The sequence below is a fragment of the Bacillus sp. JZ39 genome, from assembly GCF_053903145.1.
In genome coordinates, this window is the sequence record NZ_CP096389.1 from 3,875,028 (window position 1) to 3,890,009 (window position 14,982).

Consider the following 14,982-nt stretch of genomic DNA (forward strand, 5'->3'; position numbering starts at 1 on the left):
TCCCACCTTTACTCGATCTTTTTCAATTATGACTGTGCTTCAATAAGCTGTACGATTTCTTCCGCAGTCGGCATCGCTTCTGACGAACTGTGCTTGCTCACCACAATGGAAGCTGAAGCACTGCCGTATTTCAATGCCGTTTCAATGTCTTTTCCGCTGACAAGGCCATAGATAAAGGCTGACGCATAGGAGTCACCAGCTCCAAAGGTTTTCAGCACTTTTGTCTTGTACGCTTGGGCGCGGAATACCTCGCCGGATTTGCTGTATGCGTAAGAGCCTTCGACGCCGTGTTTGATGACAACGAGGTCGGCTGAATGGCCAAATAAATGATTGACGGATTCTTCATTGCTTCCGCCTGTGCGGTTTTCCATCACATCAAATTCATCGCGTGTGCCGATGACGATATCAGACTGCTCGGCAACCAAAGAATAATAAACGGCTGTTTCATCTGATGACTGCCACGTATACGGGCGGTAATCCAGTTCGAACACCACTTTAACCTGATGCTTCTTCGCGTATTGAACAGCTTTTAATACCGCTTCCCGTGACGGGCTTTTGGCGAGCGCTGTCCCGGAAACAAGCAGCATTTTCGCATTTGCGATATAGTCCTCGCTTACCTCTGAAGGCTCAAGATAAAGATCCGCCACATCATCGCGATACATTAAAATGCTGCATTCTTCAGGGCTGAGGATTTCTGTAAATGCAAGGCCTGCTTTGTGTCCATCTTGATCAACAACCATCTGTGTTGTATCAACGCCGGTCTTTCTCATATAGGACTCTATGAATCTTCCATGCTGGTCATCCGGAATTTTGCCGATGAAGCCCGCTTTTAAGCCAAGCTTCGCGCTGCCGATCGCGATATTCGCAGGTGAACCGCCGACGTATTTGGAAAATGTCATCGTCTCTTCCATTGGGCGGTTGTATTCCACTGCGTTCAGGTCAATACATGCCCGGCCGATGGCAATAATGTCAAAAGCCTTCTCTTCATTGAATGTATACTTCATCGTAAACAGCCACTCCTCACTTGTTAGCGTTCTAAAATCCACTCATGCACCGGGTCGTTATGAAACTTCCATTTTCGCGTCGGCCCTGCCATGACATTTAAATAGTAGGATGTGTATCCGTCCGGAACGCCTACCGGGTGGTATCCCGCAGGAACGATGACAACGTTTTCATTTTCCACAGTCATTGTCTCGTCAATAGAACGGTCATCTGTGTATACGCGCTGAAATACAAAGCCCTGTCCCGGGTCTAACTCATGGTAGTACGTTTCTTCTAAGAAAGATTCTTCCGGCAAGTTGTCTTGATCATGTTTGTGAGGCGGGTAGCTGGACCAGTTGCCGCTGTCTGTATAGACTTCAACTACTAATAGACTGTTAGCTGAAGGGTCTGAATCCGGAAGAATGTTATGAACAGTACGTTTGTTTGAAAATTGCCCGCGATGTTCAATTCCGTTGTCTTCCGCTTTGATCAGCTTTGTCGGAAGCTGCTTTTCCGATGGAGAATAGCAAAGCGCCACTCTTGCGTCGCTGACCGCTGTGATCTCAAATGCACGGTCATTTGACATATAGACGCTGTCTGTCGGTTTTCGTTCAAATACGCTTTCACGCGTGCCGATATTCTCAAAAGTCGACTCATGATCTGTCACTGTAATTTTTCCCGTTACCGCCACAATACAGATTTCTTGTTTTTTCAATTCTTCTGTATAGCTTGAACCTGATGCAAGATCTAACACTTTAAACTCTACATAAGTGAGATCAGAGTTGGATGTCGTTACTTCGTGCACGAGTTTGACCCCATTAGACACTTCATGCGACTGCGGCTTACGCAACAAATAACTCATAGTGAAGCCCTCCTCTTTCTATTGGCAGAATGAGTCCGAACAGCGCACATGGACGCCGTTCGGCTGTTCGTCGTTTAGTTGAAATCAGGTGCCGGATATCTTGCCGTTACCACTTTTTTACGTGTATAGAAGTCGACGCTGTCTTTTCCGTTCGCATGCAGCGTTCCAAAGAATGAAGATTTCCAGCCTGAGAATGGGAAGAACGCCATTGGAGCCGGCACCCCAAGGTTGATTCCTAGCATTCCCGCATCAATGTTTTCACGGAAGTAGCGGATTGCGTTTGAGTTGGATGTGAACAAGCAGGCGCCGTTCGCAAACTCAGACTTATTGGCGATTTCAATCGCTTCTTTCAGGTTTTTCACACGAATGACAGATAAGACCGGAGCGAAAATTTCATCTTTCCAGATCGTCATCTCTGTTGTGACATTGTCAAAGATCGTCGGGCCGACAAAGTAGCCGTCGTCTGACACATTTTCACGTCCGTCACATACGAGTCTGGCACCTTCTTCAAGACCTTTTTCGATATAGCTGAGCGTGCGCTTCTTGTTGTCTTCGCGAATCACCGGTCCTAAGAACACGCCGTCATCAAGGCCATTACCGATTTTAATGTCCGCCACTTTTTCCTGCAGCTTCGCCATAAATTCATCGGCGATTCCTTCTTCAACTGTCACAACCGCACAAGCCATGCAGCGTTCACCGGCAGAACCGAAGGCAGCTCCAACGATGTTTGTGACCGTGTCTTCAAGATTCGCATCGTTCAAGACAATCGTATGGTTTTTCGCGCCAGTCAGAGATTGAACGCGTTTTAAGTTTTCGCTTCCTTTTTTGTAGACGTATTCGCCTACTGGCTTGGAGCCTACAAATGAAATTGCTTTAATTTCGGGATGCTCAAGGATGCCGTTCACAACGTCATGCGCACCGTATACGACGTTGAACACCCCTTTCGGAAGGCCCGCTTTTTCAAAAAGCTCAACCAATTTCTCTGTTAACAGCGGAGTCCGCTCAGATGGCTTTAAAATAAATGTGTTGCCGAGCGCGATCGCCATCGGGAACATCCAGCAAGGAACCATCATCGGGAAGTTGAATGGCGCGATTCCGCCGACAACTCCGATTGGGTAACGGTAGTTCGCCGCTTCAACGTCCGTTGCGATGGAAGCAAGTGAGTCACCCATCATCAGGGAAGGTGCTCCAGCGGCGAACTCTACGTTTTCAATCCCGCGTCCCACTTCACCTAAAGCTTCTTTCGTGTTTTTTTCCGTTTTCAATGGTAATTAGATGAGCAAGTTCTTCTTTATGCTGAGACAGCAGCTGCTGGAAGTTAAATAGAATTCTGGCACGGCGCGGAACCGCCACCTTTGACCATGTTTTAAATGCTTCAGCAGCCGTTTGCGCTGCGTAATCAATATCCTCTTGTGTAGAAATCGGCACTTGGCATAGTACTTCTTTCGTCGCCGGATTGACGACATCTTCATATTGATCTGTTTTGCTTTCAACCCATTCACCGTTGATGTAGTTTTTTAATTTTCTGATTTCTGCCATTCTTATTGCCTCCTTCATTAGTAAACACATACACTTGTATGGATGGTTCCGGATAGATTCATATCAATATCCACTTTTCAGCAAGCCAAGAATTAAACGCTTTCAAAAAAACCAAAAAAATAAATGGCGGATGCATATTTACATACAAGCAACCATTTCATGCACAACAGGTTACTTTTTGGTCATTTCTTGGTTATATTCTAATCGCATAATACCCATAAGTCAATCATAAACACTAAATTTTTTCATTATTTTTATTATATTAATCTTTTAATCAAGTAAGAGAGGTAAGAGAAGCCCGCCGAATCTTGCAAAAGATATACACCGATGTTATCATTTTTTAAGCAACTATTGATTAACTTTTGGTTTTTATTATATATTTATGTTACGTAAAGATTCAAGAAGGAGTTTTTAATATGAAACTGATGCGGATTCAGGAAATGGAGGAGTACATTTTATCGCATGGCACTGTTTCCTTAGATGAGCTGTGCCAGGTGTTCAATGTCTCCAAAAACACAGTCAGACGTGATATCAACAAGCTTACAGAAAAGGGTGCGATTGAAAAAGTATACGGCGGCGTAACATCTATTGAAAAAACCGCATTAGTTCCTTTTGAAAATCGCACCATTCAACACCAGGATGAAAAAACAAAAATCGCCCATTATGCTTCCCGATTTATTGAAGATCACGATTTGGTCTTCATTGATTCAGGAACGACGACAAAGTCTATTCTTGATACGCTTGATCCAGCCAAAAATGTCACCATCTTAACCAACAGTTTAGACATTATCAATGCGGCGTCAGCTTTGAAGAATATCAACTTAATCATTATCGGAAACAACTATAAGAGAAAAACCCGCTCCTTTGTCGGCATGGACGACCCGGCTATGCTTGATAAGTACAATATCAACAAAGCCTTTATGTCCGCTACCGGAACGACGCTGACACACGGATTGACCAACTCGGATCTGCTGGAGTATGAAATTAAAAAGAGGATTTCGGAAAAAGCAAAAGAAGTGTATCTATTGGCTGACCATTCTAAATTCGGAAAATCAACGCTTCTGACATATGCGCCGTTTGACAGGCTGCATTGCATTGTGACCTCTCAGCCATTAGACGACGAGTACACGCAGTACTGCAATGAGCATCAAATCGGCATTCATCTGGCCTAACGTTTACAATAGTGTTGAGAGTCTATCATCCATTTTATTCTAGGAGGCAGATCATGAAAAAAGCGAAGCTCGGAAAATCAGACTTGCAGGTATTCCCTATCGGATTAGGAACAAATGCTGTCGGAGGACATAACCTCTACCCGAACCTAAATGAAGAAACCGGAAAAGAATTGGTGCGCGAGGCGATCCGTAATGGCGTGACAATGTTAGACACCGCTTACATTTACGGGATCGGCCGTTCCGAAGAATTAATTGGTGAAGTGCTGCGTGAATTCAACCGTGAAGATGTTGTCATCGCGACAAAAGCCGCTCACAGAAAACAAGGCAATGACTTTGTCTTTGATAATTCACCAGATTTTCTTAAAAAATCAGTTGATGAAAGCCTGAAGCGCTTGAATACCGATTATATCGATTTGTTCTACATTCACTTCCCTGACGAACATACGCCTAAGGATGAAGCCGTTAACGCGCTGAATGAGATGAAGAAAGCCGGAAAAATCCGTTCCATCGGTGTATCCAACTTCTCTTTAGAGCAATTGAAAGAAGCAAACAAAGACGGTTTGGTAGATGTATTGCAAGGCGAATACAACCTGTTAAACCGTGAAGCGGAAAAAACATTCTTCCCGTATACGAAGGAGCATAATATTTCATTTATCCCTTACTTCCCGCTCGTATCAGGTTTATTGGCAGGAAAGTATACAGAAGATACAACGTTCCCAGAAGGCGACCTGCGAAACGAACAGGAACACTTCAAGGGTGAGCGTTTCAAAGAAAATATCAGAAAGGTCAACAAGCTTGCGCCGATTGCCGAAAAACACAACGTGGATATCCCTCACATCGTATTGGCCTGGTATTTAGCAAGACCGGAAATTGATATTTTAATCCCGGGAGCAAAACGTGCCGATCAGCTGATTGATAACATCAAAACAGCCGACGTGACGCTTTCTCAAGAGGATATTTCATTTATTGATAAGCTGTTCGCATAAGAAGAAAGCAGCCTTCTCCAATGGAGAAGGCTGTTTTTTTGTGCGATAAATTCCTAAATAACTGATTTTGAAGCAAAACCTTACAAAATGAGCCATAAATCCGATAAAATAAAGGTAGTTTATCTCAGAAAGAAAGTGATTGAGAAAGCAAAAGTATGAAACGTTCATATCATCCAGCTCATATGAAATAAAGCTGACCCAGCTTCTTTTATTTGCTGGTCAGAATAGCGGACCGTTTCGATGGTCTATGGAGGAAACAGAATGAAACTTAAATATGTAAAAGCCTTAGTTGCAGTAACCGTTGCTTTAGGTGTACTGCTGCCATCAACGATTTCTCATGCAAAGAGCTTTAGCGGCCGCTCATCATCTAGTTACAGCAGCCGAAGTTCAAGCTCGTCATACAGCGGAAGCTATAAATCAAGCCCGAAATCAAGCTACAGCTCAGGATCAAGCTCTTCTAGCAAAAAATCCAAGACGTCTGACGATTCATCATCATCGATTTCGCTTAAAAAGAAGCCTTCGGAAAAGGCAAGTTCCTCAAGCTCTAAAAAATCGTCAGGCACCTTTTCCGGCGCTACATCAAAAGTAACCGGAAAGACATACAGCGGAAAAACGTCTAAAGCCTATGTTGGCGGACGATATGTTTCAGTCAATCATTACTATCACGCAGGTTTCGCGCCATCAGGATGGTTTGGATATTATAGCGGATTTACAATGGGTATGTTCATGATCAGCATGATGCACCCATGGGGTTACACCTATCATCCAGTCGGAGGCCCCGGTTATGTTTCTTATGGCGCTTCACCCATTGCCTGGATCGTTGATATCATCGCTTTGATTATTATTTTAATCATTGTCATCGCATTGATTCGCGCATTTAAAGCACCGAAGACGTACAGAAGGAGATTTTAGGCAATGAGATTAATATTAAATGAGCAAGAAATTGTAGACGGAATTTGCGTGTATATTTCCAATGAAGAAGATATCTACCCTGAAGACGTTGAAGTAAAGGAGCTATCTTATAACAAGCGTACAGGGTTCTTCGCTGAAGCCACATTTGGCCTGCACCACAAGCAGCTTATGTCAGATGACATTTCAGAAGGCATTATTCAGTTCTTAGAGGAATACCACAACTTCAATCCGGACGTTACCGTCGTTGAATTGCAATTTGATAAGAAAAAAGGCTTCTCCGCCTTGGTTTTCGTCAACGAAGCAGAAGAATAAAAATGTCTTAATCAAACCTTACTCCGCGCGGGTAAGGTTTTTTTAATGGTTTCTCTGAGCATAAAGTTATTTCGTTTTTCCTAAACTCAGCGGATCTGTGATCATCTCTTTTGGCTTTAACGTTTCCGTTTTTTCAAAACAAATGTTTCAAATGAGATAGGAAATGGGTACTAATCTATTAACTTTGTTACACATTTTAGATACTCATTGGCTCAACAACTGAGGAGGAGACATTTGTGAAGAAAGACACAAGGAAATATATGATCTACTTTTTCGGCGCTTTAGGGGGACTGCTATATGGTTACGATACAGGCGTTATCTCAGGAGCACTCCTGTTTATCAATAACGATATTCCTTTAACGACATTGACAGAAGGATTGGTTGTCAGCATGCTGCTCCTTGGCGCGATTTTCGGTTCTGCCTTGAGCGGCACATGCTCAGACCGCTGGGGCAGGAGAAAGGTTGTATTTGTCCTTTCCATCATTTTTATTATCGGTGCGCTCGCTTGCGCGTTTTCTCAAACAATCGGCATGCTGATTGCATCTAGGGTGATTCTCGGATTGGCCGTCGGCGGTTCAACGGCGCTTGTGCCCGTGTATCTTTCCGAAATGGCACCGACGAAAATTCGCGGGACACTCGGCACAATGAACAACTTAATGATTGTCACCGGGATTTTGCTCGCCTATATCGTTAACTATCTGTTCACACCGTTTGAAGCGTGGCGCTGGATGGTCGGTCTGGCCGCAGTGCCTGCCGTGCTTTTATTAATCGGCATCGCGTTCATGCCAGAATCGCCAAGATGGCTCGTGAAGCGCGGCCGTGAAGAAGAAGCGAGACGAATCATGAACATCACTCATGATCCAAAAGACATCGAAATGGAATTGGCAGAGATGAAGCAAGGAGAAGCAGAGAAAAAAGAAACGACACTCAGCGTCCTAAAAGCCAAATGGATTCGCCCCATGCTTCTGATTGGCGTCGGCCTTGCCATTTTCCAGCAGGCGGTCGGCATTAACACGGTCATCTACTACGCGCCAACCATTTTTACGAAGGCCGGTCTTGGCACATCAGCTTCGGCGCTCGGCACAATGGGAATCGGCGTCCTTAACGTCATCATGTGTATCACTGCCATGATCTTAATTGACCGTGTCGGACGCAAAAAACTTCTGATCTGGGGAAGTGTCGGCATCACACTGAGCCTTGCTGCTTTATCAGGCGTGCTCCTGACACTGGGGCTTTCCGCATCAACAGCGTGGATGACAGTAGTCTTTCTCGGCGTCTATATCGTCTTTTACCAGGCGACATGGGGTCCGGTAGTGTGGGTGCTCATGCCTGAGCTCTTCCCGTCCAAAGCGCGCGGTGCCGCGACAGGGTTCACGACTTTGGTGTTATCGGCAGCCAACCTGATCGTGTCGCTCGTCTTCCCGCTGATGCTAAGCGCAATGGGAATCGCATGGGTCTTTATGGTTTTCTCAGTCATTTGTCTTCTCTCATTTTTCTTCGCTTTCTACATGGTGCCGGAAACCAAAGGGCGAAGCTTGGAGGAAATTGAAGCAAGCCTGAAAAACCGGTTTAAAAAGAAGAAAAGCACCCAAAACCAAATGCTGAATGAGCGTACATTATAAAAAAAAGGAATCGTCTCCTTATGGGACGATTCCTTTTTCTGTTTACACCATGACCTTGCAAATATTGTTCGTAAATTCCACGGGGTCCTGAATCGGCAGGCCTTCGATGAGAAGCGCCTGATTGTACAGAAGGTTTGTGTACAGGCTCAGCTTCTCTTTATCTTGTTCAAACGCGTCCTGCAGCGTTTGGAATACCTCGTGATTTGGGTTGATTTCCAGCACTTTTTCCGCCTTCACATTTTGGCTGTCAGGCATCGCGTTTAAGATTTTTTCCATCTCAATTGTCACTTCGCCGTCAGCAGCAAGGCAGACTGGATGTGATTTAAGCCGTTTTGAGATTCTGACGTTTTTCACTTTGTCTGACAGAATGTTTTTCATTTCCTCAAACAGATCCTTATACTTGCTTTCCTCTTCCTCGGACTGCTTTTGATCCTCATCCGTGTCTATGCCAAGGTCTCCGCTTGATACGGACTTGAATTCTTTTTCCTGATAAGAAGCCAGCATTTTAATTGCAAACTCATCGATGTCCTCAGTAAAGTAGAGGATTTCATAGCCTTTGTCCGCCACCATTTCCGTTTGCGGCAGTTTCTCAATGCGGTCGTAAGAATCACCGGTCGCGTAATAAATGTATTTCTGCTCCTCTGGCATTCTGGAAACATACTCGTCTAAGCTGACCAGTTTTTTCTCTTTTGAAGAGTAGAATAATAGGAGATCCTTCAATTGATCCTTATTCGCGCCAAAATCATTGTACACGCCGAATTTCAGCTGTCTGCCGAACGACTTGTAGAACGTCTCGTATTTCTCGCGGTCTTTTTTCAACAGGCTTTGCAGCTCGCTTTTGATTTTCTTGCTGATGTTTTTCGCGATCAGCTTCAGCTGGCGGTCATGCTGCAGCATTTCTCTGGAAATATTCAGCGACAGATCCTCAGAATCGACCATGCCCTTCACAAAGCTGAAGTGGTCCGGTAGCAGGTCTGCGCACTTATTCATGATCAGCACGCCATTGGAATACAGCTCCAAGCCTTTCTCATATTCCTTGGAATAGTAGTCAAACGGCATGTTTTCAGGGACGAATAGAATCGCGTTGTAGCGAACGGCTCCATCCACACTAATATGAACGTGTGTCAGCGGTTTATCAAACCCGTAATGCTTTTCAGCATAGAATTTTTCATAATCCTCATCTGTCAGCTCGCTTTTGTTTTTTCTCCAGATCGGCACCATGCTGTTGACCGTCTGCTCTTCCTGCACCTCTTCAAATTCATTTTCGCTGCCTTCCTTCGGCTTATTAATGGTTGTATCCATTTTGATCGGGTAGCGAATGAAGTCGGAGTACTTCTTGATGATCGCTTTTAAACGATATTCCTCTAAAAACTCGTCATAGCTATCATCTTCTGTGTTCTCTTTGATTTTCAGGATAATGTCTGTACCGACAGAATCCTTTTCACACGGCTCAATCGTATAGCCGTCTGCACCCGCAGACTCCCATTTATAAGCCTCTTCGCTGCCAAGCGCTTTACTGATGACTGTCACGACATCGGCAACCATAAATGCCGCGTAAAAACCGACACCGAACTGCCCGATAATGTCATGTCCGTCTTTCAGCTCGTTTTCCTTTTTAAACGCGAGGGAACCGCTTTTTGCAATTGTTCCAAGATGCTGTTCAAGCTCATCCTTTGTCATTCCGATCCCCGTATCAGAGATGGTTAATGTTCTCGCATCTTTGTCAGCTGCGACCTTTATGTAGTAACTGTCTTTATCAAACGTAAGCGCATCGTCCGTAAGCGCTTTGTAATAGATTTTGTCAATCGCATCACTCGAATTGGAGATTAACTCGCGCAGGAAAATTTCTTTTTGGGTATAAATGGAGTTAATCATCATATCCAGCAAGCGTTTAGACTCTGCTTTAAACTCTTTTTTCGCCACTCTTGATCGCTCCTTTACCATTATGTAAACCCTTTTCAGCATCTATTTATCACATAAGATGACAATTGTCAATTAGATTGATAGATGCATATATATGTAAATTTAACATTAGTTGGATTTGTTTTCACTCTTTTTCTCACTCATTCTCATAAAAAAGAGAGGCTTCATCATCCTCTCTTTTTTTCTGTGTCATTCCAGCGGCCAAACTCCCGCTTCATCCATATATGCACCGGGTAGAAAAACAAACCGAACGGTATCAAAAACAAAAGATTATGCCATGAAGCATTCAGAAATGCGCTTGCAGTCACCGGAAACGTAATCTCTTGCAATAAAAAAGAGATGACAGTCAGCACAACAAATGCAGATGGAATGGTCACGATGCAATAAAACTTGAGCTCCTTCTTATGCTGTACCTTCAAACATACAAACCTCCCAACAATTTCTAATTCATCTTAACATATGCTGGCCTTTCTTTTCTCGCATGTTTATCACTGCATATAGCGGGAAGAAAATAGAAAAAGGAGGTCTCGTATCATGGGAAGACTCGAAAACAAAACAGCAGTGATCACAGGCGCCGCGACAGGCATTGGGCAAGCGACGGCAGAGGTTTTTGCCAATGAAGGCGCGCGTGTGATCATCGGAGATATCAATAAAGATCAAATGGAAGAAACAGTTGACGCAATCAGAAAAAACGGAGGACAGGCCGAATCCTTTCACCTCGATGTGTCAGATGAAAACAGTGTGAAAGCATTTGCTGATCAAATCAAGGATGCATGCGGAACGATTGATATTCTGTTTAATAATGCCGGCGTTGATCAGGAAGGCGGAAAGGTGCACGAATATCCGGTTGACCTGTTTGACCGCATTATCGCTGTCGACCTGCGCGGCACATTCCTTTGCAGCAAATATCTGATTCCGCTCATGCTCGAAAATGGAGGCTCCATCATCAACACCTCCTCCATGTCAGGCCGTGCCGCGGACCTTGACCGCTCGGGCTACAACGCAGCAAAAGGCGGCATCACCAACCTGACAAAAGCGATGGCGATCGACTACGCACGGAACGGCATCCGCGTCAATTCCATTTCACCGGGTACGATCGAAACCCCGCTGATTGACAAATTAGCAGGCACCAAAGAACAGGAAATGGGTGAAAAATTCCGCGAAGCCAACAAATGGGTCACGCCGCTCGGCCGCCTCGGCCAGCCGAAGGAAATGGCGACAGTGGCCCTGTTCCTCGCGTCAGACGACAGCTCATACGTCACAGGAGAGGACATCACCGCAGACGGCGGCATCATGGCATACACATGGCCAGGGAAAATGCTGATTGATGAGAAATGGAAGAAAGAAACGAAATAAGAGAGGGGATGTCCCTCTCTTTTTGTCTTTCAAAGCAATACAACCTTATACTTTTTCACATCCAAAAACTGCAAAAATTCCCTCGCCAGCACTTCAGGCGGATGCGCCTTTCCTTCATCCAGCCGATACAAAAGCAACCCAATAATCATTGCGGATACATAATGGGCATAAAGCTTTTTCTCTGCGTGAATATCAGTTTGCTGATGCAGATAAAACGATTCCAGCGCTTTGAACATATCAGGTATCACATGAGGAACACCCCATTCCCGATTGAGAAAATGGACAATGGGCATCTTTGACAAAGCAGAAAGCAGACTGGCGAGCGCCTTCTCCGCTTCCTTTAAGGAAAATTCATTCGGGCTGGAGGCAATCGTCAGGTGATCAATGATCTCCGCACATGATCGCTGTATCATGGTTTGGAGCAATTCCTCCTTATTGGCATAGTGATCATAAAAGGTTGCACGGCGGATATTGCTTTTCCGGGTAATATCCGAAATTGTGATGGCTGCGTAGTCTTTTTTCTCCGCCAGCACGTCCAGAAATGCCTTCTGGAGCGCCTCTCTCGTTCGAACCACACGCCTGTCGATTTGCTTGTCCTTCTCTCGCTCTCCTGGCACAGCTTGTCCAAACAGCCAATAAAATCTCTTTTGAGAAACAAGCTCCCATACCTTTTGGCTGATAGCTTCCGGAGTCGCGGCCGCATCCTCATTCAGCCAATACAGGATAATCGCGTACGTGTACAAGGCCCGGTAATGTCCGTAAATTTCCCGTTCGATCGGCGTCAAATTCACATGGACCGGAGTCAGCAGAACATCCTGCTGAAACACATCCCTAAAAAAACGATGGAAATGCCCTCTGTTCATCATCACAGAAAAAAAGGATCGATGCTCATGAACAAAGGACAGCGTCGGATGCACCGTTTGCCGTTTTTTGTTCAAATGAAGGGTATCCATATGACTGAAGGCGTCAAAAAGCGCTTTGCCCAGCCCTTCCTTCATGTCTTCGATTAAATCCTCAATGATTGAAAACTTATCCTCATAATAAAGGTAGAGCGATCCGCGGCTCACTTTGGCCTTCTCAGCGATTTCTTTCATTGTGATGTGTTGAATATCTCTATCTTTCAATAAGGCCAGCAACGCCTCTTTCACTTGAGCTTCGGCAGATTCCGGCACAAAAGACACCCCCAATCATTAGACAGATCTTCGATATATGTACGGTAACGTATAGATGGTTCACCGTTGTCTTTCTTACAGAAAAGGTACCACCTTATAATAGGTCCGAGAAAAGAAGAAAGCAAATGAGGGGGATTTTACAATGGAACAGCAAGTAAAGGACGACATCCAGCGTGTCTTTCAGCTTCAGAAAAAACAGCAAAAAGCCTTGCGCGCTTCAACAGCGGAACAGCGGAGAGAAAAGCTTCAACGCTTTTTAGATTCCGTCATCGCCCATGAAGAAGAAATCATCGAAGCGATCCGCAAAGACGTCCGCAAACCATATCACGAAGTCAAAAAAGCGGAAATCGAAGGAACAAAAAAAGCGATTAGAGATAATATGAATAACCTGGAACAATGGATGGCGCCTAAAGAAGTCGGTTCATCGTTAAGCCCTGACGCAAACGGAATTCTTATGTACGAGCCTAAAGGCGTCACACTCATCCTCGGCCCGTGGAACTATCCGTTTATGCTGACGATGGCGCCGCTTGCCGCTTCTCTCGCAGCCGGAAACAGCGCGATTGTGAAGCTGTCCGATTTCACGATGAACACGAGCAACATTGCCGCTAAAGTGATAAGAGACGCTTTTGATGAAAAAGAAGTCGCGATTTTTGAAGGAGAGGTTGAGGTGGCAACCGAACTACTTGATCAGCCGTTCGACCACATTTTCTTCACTGGAAGCACAAATGTCGGGAAAATCGTCATGACAGCGGCTGCCAAACACTTGGCATCTGTCACACTTGAGCTTGGCGGCAAGAGCCCGACGATTATCGACAGTGAATACGATCTGATGGACGCAGCGAAAAAGATCGCCGTCGGGAAATTCGTAAACGCCGGCCAAACCTGCATCGCACCTGATTACCTGTTCATTAAAAAAGACGTTCAGGACCGGTTCGCGGGGATTTTACAAACAGTCGTCAACGCTGGATTTATGGAGGATGATCATAACCCAGACCGCAGCAAATTTACGCAGATCGTAAATGACCGCAACTTCAACCGCGTCAAAGATCTGTTCGACGATGCCATCGAAAAAGGGGCGGAAGTGGTGTTCGGCGGCGTATTCGATGCCAGCGACCGCACGATCTCGCCAACCGTTTTGAAAAACGTCACGCCTGACATGAAAATCATGCAGGAGGAAATCTTCGCACCGATCCTGCCAATGATGAACTATGAAGACATCGACGAGGTCATCGATTACGTAAATGACCGCGATAAACCGCTTGCACTTTATGTGTTCAGCAAAAACCAAGACCTGATTGACAACGTCCTTCAGCACACGACATCAGGAAATGCCGCCATCAATGATGTCGTCGTCCATTTCAGTGACGTCAACCTGCCATTCGGCGGTGTCAACACAAGCGGAATCGGCTCCTATCATGGGGTATACGGATTCAAAGAGTTTTCTCATGAGAAGGGTGTCTTTTTTCAGGCCTAATCGTAATGAAGAGAATCTGCATCATCTTGCAGGTTCTTTTTTATCTTTATATCACCTAAATAAAGAGATTAAAAGTGATAAAATACCATTTTACTACGAGACCAAATTCCTCTAGTCTATCTCATTGAAACCCTGCAGCCCCTAACGTATAATATCCCAGAAAACTTCAAAGGAAAGAATATTATACATGGAAAAACCAGCTGGATTTTGGATTCGGGCAGCCGCCTCTATTATTGATGTATTTATTATAGCTATATTCTCTTTCATTATGATTTTATTAACACCTTCATTGTGTTGCCACTCATTGATGCAGCAGGTACACACATGTCAGAAGCCCGATATGAGTTTTTCATGTTGATCATTGGCACAACCCCTGTTTTGGTCATCATATTTATTTTCGCTATTCTTTACTATAGCTTGCTGACTTCCTCAAACATGCAAGCAACATTGGGAAAAAAACTCATGGGCATCATCGTTGTCAATCAGTATAGCGAGCGTATTTCTTTTTGGCACAGCTTCGGCCGTTTCTTCGCTTACACATTATCTAAGATCTTATATATCGGTTTTATCATGGCGGCCTTTCCCTCTAAACTGGCATTACATGATTATATTTGCGGGACAAAGGTTGTCTATAAAAATAAATATCTTGATTGATCAAAAAAACAGGCTGC

Annotated in this window: 12 protein-coding genes and 2 pseudogenes; 8 read left to right on the plus strand and 6 right to left on the minus strand. The window is 44.7% G+C overall.

Features of this window, described 5'->3' with window-relative positions:
* Nucleotides 1-26: 26 nt before the first annotated feature.
* From iolC to iolA, 3 genes and pseudogenes are all read right to left on the minus strand, one after another.
* A complete protein-coding gene (gene iolC, locus M1D65_RS19865) occupies nt 27-1,004 on the minus strand; it encodes a 5-dehydro-2-deoxygluconokinase (RefSeq protein ID WP_014478485.1) in 978 nt (325 codons plus the stop codon).
* Between the two features lie 23 nt (nt 1,005-1,027).
* Nucleotides 1,028-1,843, minus strand: a complete 816-nt coding sequence (gene iolB / locus M1D65_RS19870; RefSeq protein WP_041338083.1) for a 5-deoxy-glucuronate isomerase — start codon at nt 1,841-1,843, stop codon at nt 1,028-1,030.
* 74 nt (nt 1,844-1,917) lie between these two features.
* Nucleotides 1,918-3,382, minus strand: a pseudogene (gene iolA, locus M1D65_RS19875) (methylmalonate-semialdehyde dehydrogenase).
* A gap of 416 nt (nt 3,383-3,798) precedes the next feature.
* Here iolA and iolR point away from each other — a divergent pair.
* The 5 genes from iolR to M1D65_RS19900 all read left to right on the plus strand — a co-directional run bounded on the left by iolR (nt 3,799) and on the right by M1D65_RS19900 (nt 8,386).
* Complete coding sequence (iolR, locus tag M1D65_RS19880) at nt 3,799-4,554, plus strand: myo-inositol utilization transcriptional regulator IolR (RefSeq protein WP_003227050.1); 756 nt, start codon at nt 3,799-3,801, stop codon at nt 4,552-4,554.
* 53 nt (nt 4,555-4,607) lie between these two features.
* Nucleotides 4,608-5,540 (plus strand): aldo/keto reductase, encoded by a 933-nt coding sequence (locus M1D65_RS19885; RefSeq protein WP_003243075.1) that lies wholly within the window; start codon nt 4,608-4,610, stop codon nt 5,538-5,540.
* Between the two features lie 261 nt (nt 5,541-5,801).
* Nucleotides 5,802-6,452, plus strand: coding sequence for a hypothetical protein (locus M1D65_RS19890; protein WP_003244225.1), 651 nt, complete (start codon nt 5,802-5,804; stop codon nt 6,450-6,452).
* Between the two features lie 3 nt (nt 6,453-6,455).
* The gene (locus tag M1D65_RS19895) at nt 6,456-6,764 is read left to right on the plus strand and encodes a YxcD family protein (RefSeq protein ID WP_003227046.1); all 309 of its coding nucleotides are present in this window, start codon (nt 6,456-6,458) and stop codon (nt 6,762-6,764) included.
* A gap of 236 nt (nt 6,765-7,000) precedes the next feature.
* Nucleotides 7,001-8,386: a sugar porter family MFS transporter gene (locus M1D65_RS19900; RefSeq protein WP_064671725.1), complete on the plus strand. Its 1,386-nt coding sequence runs from the start codon at nt 7,001-7,003 to the stop codon at nt 8,384-8,386.
* Between the two features lie 42 nt (nt 8,387-8,428).
* Here M1D65_RS19900 and htpG read toward each other — a convergent pair whose 3' ends face one another.
* Both htpG and M1D65_RS19910 read right to left on the minus strand, forming a co-directional pair.
* Entirely contained in the window at nt 8,429-10,309 is a 1,881-nt protein-coding gene (gene htpG, locus M1D65_RS19905) for a molecular chaperone HtpG (RefSeq protein ID WP_021481039.1), read from the minus strand.
* Nucleotides 10,310-10,476: 167 nt separating this feature from the next.
* Complete coding sequence (locus M1D65_RS19910) at nt 10,477-10,728, minus strand: hypothetical protein (RefSeq protein ID WP_003244458.1); 252 nt, start codon at nt 10,726-10,728, stop codon at nt 10,477-10,479.
* A 115-nt stretch (nt 10,729-10,843) separates the two neighbouring features.
* Here M1D65_RS19910 and M1D65_RS19915 point away from each other — a divergent pair, with 115 nt between their 5' ends.
* Complete coding sequence (locus M1D65_RS19915) at nt 10,844-11,665, plus strand: SDR family oxidoreductase (RefSeq protein WP_015385126.1); 822 nt, start codon at nt 10,844-10,846, stop codon at nt 11,663-11,665.
* Nucleotides 11,666-11,694: 29 nt separating this feature from the next.
* On the opposite strand, the gene M1D65_RS19920 is transcribed toward M1D65_RS19915, so the two are convergent.
* Complete coding sequence (locus M1D65_RS19920; protein WP_021481041.1) at nt 11,695-12,837, minus strand: TetR/AcrR family transcriptional regulator; 1,143 nt, start codon at nt 12,835-12,837, stop codon at nt 11,695-11,697.
* Nucleotides 12,838-12,979: 142 nt separating this feature from the next.
* Here M1D65_RS19920 and M1D65_RS19925 point away from each other — a divergent pair, with 142 nt between their 5' ends.
* Together M1D65_RS19925 and M1D65_RS19930 are read left to right on the plus strand one after the other, a co-directional pair.
* Nucleotides 12,980-14,311: an aldehyde dehydrogenase family protein gene (locus M1D65_RS19925; protein WP_456270707.1), complete on the plus strand. Its 1,332-nt coding sequence runs from the start codon at nt 12,980-12,982 to the stop codon at nt 14,309-14,311.
* Nucleotides 14,312-14,498: 187 nt separating this feature from the next.
* Nucleotides 14,499-14,965: pseudogene (locus M1D65_RS19930) on the plus strand (RDD family protein).
* The last annotated feature ends 17 nt before the right edge of the window (nt 14,966-14,982 follow it).

Bases quoted from the DNA above. Each gene is read 5' to 3' on its own strand.
- iolB (WP_041338083.1), bottom strand. From the start codon at position 1,843: ATGAGTTATTTGTTGCGTAAGCCGCAGTCGCATGAAGTGTCTAATGGG.
- M1D65_RS19915 (WP_015385126.1), top strand. From the start codon at position 10,844: ATGGGAAGACTCGAAAACAAAACAGCAGTGATCACAGGCGCCGCGACA.
- M1D65_RS19885 (WP_003243075.1), top strand. From the start codon at position 4,608: ATGAAAAAAGCGAAGCTCGGAAAATCAGACTTGCAGGTATTCCCTATC.
- iolC (WP_014478485.1), bottom strand. From the start codon at position 1,004: ATGAAGTATACATTCAATGAAGAGAAGGCTTTTGACATTATTGCCATC.
- M1D65_RS19925 (WP_456270707.1), top strand. From the start codon at position 12,980: ATGGAACAGCAAGTAAAGGACGACATCCAGCGTGTCTTTCAGCTTCAG.
- iolR (WP_003227050.1), top strand. From the start codon at position 3,799: ATGAAACTGATGCGGATTCAGGAAATGGAGGAGTACATTTTATCGCAT.
- M1D65_RS19890 (WP_003244225.1), top strand. From the start codon at position 5,802: ATGAAACTTAAATATGTAAAAGCCTTAGTTGCAGTAACCGTTGCTTTA.
- M1D65_RS19895 (WP_003227046.1), top strand. From the start codon at position 6,456: ATGAGATTAATATTAAATGAGCAAGAAATTGTAGACGGAATTTGCGTG.